The 5,889-nt window shown below is 50.6% G+C and carries 9 protein-coding genes; all 9 read left to right on the forward strand.

Going from position 1 to position 5,889, the window contains the following annotated elements; genetic code table 11:
- Nucleotides 1–206 (forward strand): hypothetical protein (locus tag PKI34_13485; GenBank protein ID HNS18817.1); only part of this gene is annotated, 206 nt, incomplete at its 5' end.
- Complete coding sequence (locus PKI34_13490; protein HNS18818.1) at nucleotides 199–1,545, forward strand: hypothetical protein; 1,347 nt, start codon at nucleotides 199–201, stop codon at nucleotides 1,543–1,545. The genes PKI34_13485 and PKI34_13490, both read left to right, overlap by 8 nt.
- A 2-nt stretch (nucleotides 1,546–1,547) precedes the next feature.
- Nucleotides 1,548–2,435, forward strand: a complete 888-nt coding sequence (locus PKI34_13495) for a hypothetical protein (GenBank protein ID HNS18819.1) — start codon at nucleotides 1,548–1,550, stop codon at nucleotides 2,433–2,435.
- Nucleotides 2,413–2,706 (forward strand): hypothetical protein, encoded by a 294-nt coding sequence (locus PKI34_13500; GenBank protein HNS18820.1) that lies wholly within the window; start codon nucleotides 2,413–2,415, stop codon nucleotides 2,704–2,706. The genes PKI34_13495 and PKI34_13500 overlap by 23 nt, the downstream gene beginning before the upstream one ends.
- 4 nt (nucleotides 2,707–2,710) lie before the next feature.
- A complete protein-coding gene (locus PKI34_13505) occupies nucleotides 2,711–2,941 on the forward strand; it encodes a hypothetical protein (protein ID HNS18821.1) in 231 nt (76 codons plus the stop codon).
- Nucleotides 2,942–2,944: 3 nt separating this feature from the next.
- On the forward strand, nucleotides 2,945–3,775 hold the full coding sequence (locus tag PKI34_13510) for a hypothetical protein (GenBank protein ID HNS18822.1): 831 nt from the start codon (nucleotides 2,945–2,947) through the stop codon (nucleotides 3,773–3,775).
- Between the two features lie 3 nt (nucleotides 3,776–3,778).
- Nucleotides 3,779–4,276 (forward strand): hypothetical protein, encoded by a 498-nt coding sequence (locus PKI34_13515; GenBank protein ID HNS18823.1) that lies wholly within the window; start codon nucleotides 3,779–3,781, stop codon nucleotides 4,274–4,276.
- A complete protein-coding gene (locus PKI34_13520; GenBank protein HNS18824.1) occupies nucleotides 4,276–4,662 on the forward strand; it encodes a hypothetical protein in 387 nt (128 codons plus the stop codon). Before PKI34_13515 ends, PKI34_13520 begins: the two co-directional genes overlap by 1 nt.
- Before the next feature lie 50 nt (nucleotides 4,663–4,712).
- Nucleotides 4,713–5,889 (forward strand): phage tail tape measure protein (locus PKI34_13525; GenBank protein HNS18825.1); only part of this gene is annotated, 1,177 nt, incomplete at its 3' end.

Consider the following 5,889-nt stretch of genomic DNA (forward strand, 5'->3'; position numbering starts at 1 on the left):
GTAAGGATAACCGTGGCCGTGGGCAGGAGTTCTCCCTGTCATTCATTAAATCCAACGGCCACATCGTGAAGATCGAAAGAGCCATCTGTACCTCCTTTTATTCCAAGGGCCAGCGGTTCAATGTCAGGATCTTATCCTCGGGTGAAATCCGCCAGGTAAAGCTTTACAGCGTCATAGAATTCAACCATACCAAGGTCTATGTTTGAAGACATTGTCATAATGCCCAACTTCACCGGCTACCTTCCCGGAGCCAAGGCCATTGTCACCTTTACCGACCATGTCAGCCTTTACTCCTCGGAAAGCCAGCCGTTGCCTTTCACCAAAAATGGCAGACAATACCGTGGCATCGTTCCCTGGGGCGAAAATAACCTGCTTCCGGATGAAGTGCTGGAGATCGTGTACCGCAATCCGGTGATGACCACCGGTTTGCTGTTCAACATCCAGGTGAGCTACGGCCAGGGCATCCAACCATTCCGGTATGTTGTGGAAAACAACATCCGCAAGGTGCAGCCCATCTATGACTGTAAGGAGATCAACACCTTTTTTGAAGAGAACAACATCAGCGGTTACCTGCTGGAGCAGATGACCGACCTGAATTTCTTCTACAACGTGTTTCCTGAGATCATTCTGAATCGGGATGCCCCTGAGAAACGTAAGGTCATCTGCTTGAACCATAAGGAAGCCTGTTTTTCCCGGTGGGATTCGATGAATCCGGTGACCGGTGATATTGAATATCACTTTTACTCCGCCGAGTGGAGCAAAGGTTACCGTGAAGACACCGTGGCTGTCACCCCGGTGCTTTCGGCATCCAATCCCATCCAGGATCTGAAAAACCGCATTGCCAAAGGGGAAAAACGCTTCCGTTATATCATCCCGGTGAATTTCCCCACCCCGGGTAAAACCTATTACCAGAAACCCTACTGGTACTCGATCATCGAATCCGGATGGGCGGATTTTGCATCCCAGATCTTAACCTTCAAAAAGGCGCTGCTCGCCAACCAGATGTCCATCAAATACCATGTGCAGCTGGCAGACAATTACTTTGAGGAAATCTTTGCCAGGGAAGGCATTACCGACGACAAGAAGCGCAAGGAACGGGTACGCAAGGAGTATAAATCCATCAATGATTTTCTTTCGGGTGAAGCCAAAGCCGGCAAGAGCGTCATTTCGTATGTCAAGCAGACCATGGACGGCAAAGAATTTCCCCGGATGAAGATCACCGCGCTGGAAAATCATTTTAAAGGTGGTGAATACATAGAAGACACCGAAGAGGTGAGCAACATCATGAGCTACGGCCTGGGCGTGCACCCTTCGCTGATCGGTGCCTCACCAGGCAAGAACAAGGGATCCTTCTCGGGTACGGACAAGCGTGAGCTGTTCATCATCAAGCAAGCCCTGTTAAAGCCGGTGCGTGATATGATCCTTCGTCCCTTTTACCTTATCAAGGCAATCAACCGCTGGCCTGAAGACATACAATTTGCTATTCCTGACCTGGTGCTTACCACGTTGGATGAGAACACCGGCAGTATCAAAAAAATAAGCTGAACATGGACGATACGCTGTTTGTTTCGGTGGAAGACATTCAAAAGTATGTTGCTGTGAGCCTGACCTCATCGGAAAATGTCATCACGCCTTACTTGAAACAGGCTACCAGCAAATTCCTGGTGCCTGTTCTGGGATCCGATGCCATATCCTCGTTTATTGAGATCATCCACGGGTCGGTTCCCCAGGTCACGGAAGAACGCCTGAAGGCTATCTCACTGACCAAGCTGGCCGTGGCCAACTTTGCCTACTTTCTAGCTGCTTCCATCCTGAACGTCCATATCGGTGATGCCGGTATCATGGTGGCATCTACCTCGAACCTGGCCCCGGCTTCCAAACATCGTACCGATGAGCTGAAGGCCGATCTGCTGGCAAGCGGCTGGGATGCGGTGAACCTGCTGTTAAAGCACCTGGACCGGTATAAGGATGAACTAGCGGATCTATTCACCGAGGAGCTCACGACGATGTACTCACTGTTTGTCACCAACGCCGATGAGTACAACCGGTTTGTGAACATCGAGCACTCATTTCTGAGGTTCTACAACCTTCGCCAGGGGATCGAAAGGACCGAGTTGCTGCACCTGATGCCGGTGCTTTCACAGGAGCTCTATGGCGAGCTCAAAGCCCAGGTGCGCCAGGGCGAGGTCTCCGGGGTCAACCAGCAGCTGTTGCTTCCCATAAAGGCTTTTGTGTGCTATAAAAGCGCCCAGCAGGAGATCGATCCCAGTTACGGCGCCTATGCCGATCATGCCCTGGCATACCTGAAGCGCTATCTGGATGATCACCTTGGAGATTATCCGCTGTATGCCAATAGCTCGGTGTATGATCCCAGCAAGACATCCTACTGTGTTTTTGAAAACGATGATGAGCATGGCTTTTTTGTTTTTCAGTGATCCCAACATGCAGTACCTCTCTGAGATCCTTTTGTCCGCCATCGTATTCACGATGGTGGCCAATGCCGGGGTGCTGGTGGCTTTTTATTTCAACACCAAGTACCAGCTGCGCAAACACGATAAGGACATTGAATGCCTGATGCAGGAACTCAAGCAAAAAGCCGATACCGTCTCCCTGGATGACCTGAAACGTGACCTGAACCAGAAGTTTGCCTGTATTGACGACAAACTCAACAACATATACGACCATTTAATTAACCATAAATACTAATACCATGGAAGCATTCTGGCAATTTATTACCGGCCATCTGGCCGAACTGATCTTCGGTCTGTTGGCATTTGCAGAGATCATTGTCCGTCTTACCCCGACCAAGAAAGACGACTCGATCCTGAATTTTATCATCACCATCATTGATGCCCTTTTCCCAAACCGCAGAAAGAATGGGGGTAAATTTACCCTGATGAGTCAGGCAAAAGAAAAAGATACGGGCAAAGACCTGCATTAACCCATGGACATGACCATAGGGCAGGAATCCTACCGGATTCCTGACTGCTGGAATTCTTTTTCCAGGGACCAGTACGTTATGCTTTGCCGCATGATCCAGACCTTGAAGCATCCCCAGGCGATCAAGGTCAATTTCCTTTTCTATCTGCTGGGGCTGACACCGGCAGCAGATAAACCATCCGATGATGGATGTTTTGTCTGGCAGAAGTACAGGTTGATTTTTCTGTCGGCAGAAACGATTGCCGAGATGAGCGCAAGTGTGGATTTCTTATTTGCCACAGATAACGATCAGCTGCTTTTGAATCCTGAGATCCACATCAATCATTTTCCCCGGATCGCTGTTGGAAAAAAGAAGCTCTTTGGCCCCTCAGATAAATTGATGAATGTCCGTTTGAATGAATTCATTCATGCGGACTGCCTGTACCAAAAGTTTATCATGACTTCAGATCCCCACACCTTAAATAAACTGCTGGCGTGCCTCTGGCGCACAAAAGATCCTCAAATCACTGTAGATTCTCCCTTGTACAGGGGAGATCTCCGGATTGCGTTTAACCCTTACACTCTTGAAAGCCAGGGCGGCACCATGTCTTTCTTGAGTGAGCAGGTTAAATTGGGATGCTTTTTTTTCTATGCAGGCAGCCGGCAATTCATCGTCCGACGGTTCCCCAATCTTTTTTCCCTGAAGGCATCCTCCAATCATCCGGATGCTTACATGTCGCTGTGCTACGACCTGTGCAACAGCGATGTCTCCAAAATCAACCAGATCCTGGACGCCTACGTCTATGATGTGTTCATGTTCCTTGAAAATTCCATTAAGAACAAGCATAAATCCTGATTCATGTATGACCATCTGAACTATTTCCGCACGGTAGCTTCCACCCTGAAGGAGTTTATCCATACGCCCCATGAAACCGTGTTTCACCGGGTGCGCTCGATCGCTTCGCTGGAAGAATTTCTGTTTTCCCAGAAAATCATCAAGAAGGTACCCCATCTGCTTGTCATGGACCGGGCGGACAGCCGCCTGCAGGATGCCCTGTCAGACAACCGCCTGGTGAAATCTTTTTACAGCTTTTATATCGTAGCTCACGCTCCGATGGATGATTTCGATACGATTGAAACAGTGAATCAATCGGTGAAATCCATCCTGCATAAAATCCTCTCAAAGATGATCCACGACAAGCAGAACTACCTATTCGGCATGGAGCTGCTGGATGCGGATTCCATCGTGTATTCCTCCATCGGCCCCATTGGGGATAATTTCATCGGTGTGGAGTGCAGCTTTACCATCACTGAAACCATACCTCTGGCATTTGACCTATCTGACTGGTTGATCTGATGAAAAACACCGACCTGAAATTAACCGCTGAGGCCTGGGCGGATATTGTGATCAAGAACTGGCTAAGTAAGATTGATCAGTTAAGGATCAATTATTCCTACCAGCTCTCCGACAGTTTCATTCATCATGTCCTGGCCAATGCCGGTGGTGACCTTCAGCGCATTGAATTTGCCTTTAATTTCTATGGCCGCATGGTGGACATGGGAGTGGGCAAGGGTGTTGCAATCGCACTGGTCAAGGAGCGCCGCTATGAAGGCATTCGAAGAAGGCCCAAGCCCTGGTATTCGGTTACGCTGTACTCCGAAGTCAAAAAGCTCAGGGAAATCCTCCAGGCAAAATATGCCCTGAAAACCACCACAACCACCGTGGAAATCCTTTCCCGGTGACTGCAGTGGTGTCCTTTCATTTAAGGTGCCTTTTCTGAAATTTTGACCTCATGAGTGCGATCAATGAAACTGCCCGTGTTCGTGTGGAGCTCGACGGGCAACAGGCTGGCCAGGCCCTGGAAAAGCTCAAGGAAAAGGCAAACCAGCTCTCCCAGGAGCTCCATGAGCTTCGCAAGGCCAATGACCTGGTAGGTTATTCTCAGAAGCAAAAGGAGCTCCGGGATGTGGAAGCCCAGATGCGTTCCTATCAGAGGGCAGTGGTGGACACCACCCAGGTGCTGCGCAACCTCAACGGTGCCAGTTTGAAGGACCTTCAGATGGCCAAGCGGGAGCTCACCGCACAGATACGATCCTTAAACCGTGCCTCTGCCGATGAGCTGGCCCTGTACAAACAGAAGCAGGCCAGCCTAAAGGCTGTCAATGCGGAAATCAGCCGGGTGAACTCCTCGATGTATGCCCAGCAGGGATTTCTCACGCGTACGGCCGAAGGCTTCAACCGTTATTTTGGCATGATCTCCACGGTGACGGCAGCCCTGGCAGGACTGTATATGTCCATGCGCCAGATGCTCACCCTGTCCAGGGACTATGAGAAATCCCTGGATGGATTGTCTGCCGCCACCGGGCTGGCAGGGGAAGACCTGGAATGGCTGTCTGCGGAAGCAAAACTCATGTCCACTCAGACTGTGGAAGGTTCCATCCGCATCACCCGCAGCGCCGCCGACATCCTGGAGGCATATAAGCTGCTGGCCAGCGCCAAACCCGAGCTAATGGAGGTCAAGGAAGACCTTGCCTCTGTCACGCGGGAGACCCTGATACTGGCCGAGGCCTCCGAGATGGACCTGGAGAAGGCCGTCATGTCCATGACCACGATCATGAACCAATACGGTGCCGGTGCGGACCAGGCACGCAAATACATCAATGCCCTGGCTGCCGGCAGCAAATTCGGAGCTGCCTTCATCCCTCAGATTGCAGCCTCACTGAAGGAGTTTGGCGTGAATGCCGCCACGGCCAACATCTCCGTGGAGCAGTCCGTAGGCCTGATCGAAACCCTGGCGGAAAAGGGATTGATGGAATCCCGTGCCGGCATCATGCTGCGCAATGTGCTGAGCAAACTCGAGCAGCAATCCGATGAGCTGCGCCCTTCGATCGTAGGACTGGAAAAAGCACTGGAAAACCTGGATGCCCGTCATCTGTCGGTTGCAGAAAGGGTTAAAATGTTCGGAGAGC

Source organism: Bacteroidales bacterium, from assembly GCA_035342335.1.
In the GTDB taxonomy this organism is placed as follows: Bacteria; Bacteroidota; Bacteroidia; order Bacteroidales; family JAGONC01; genus JAGONC01.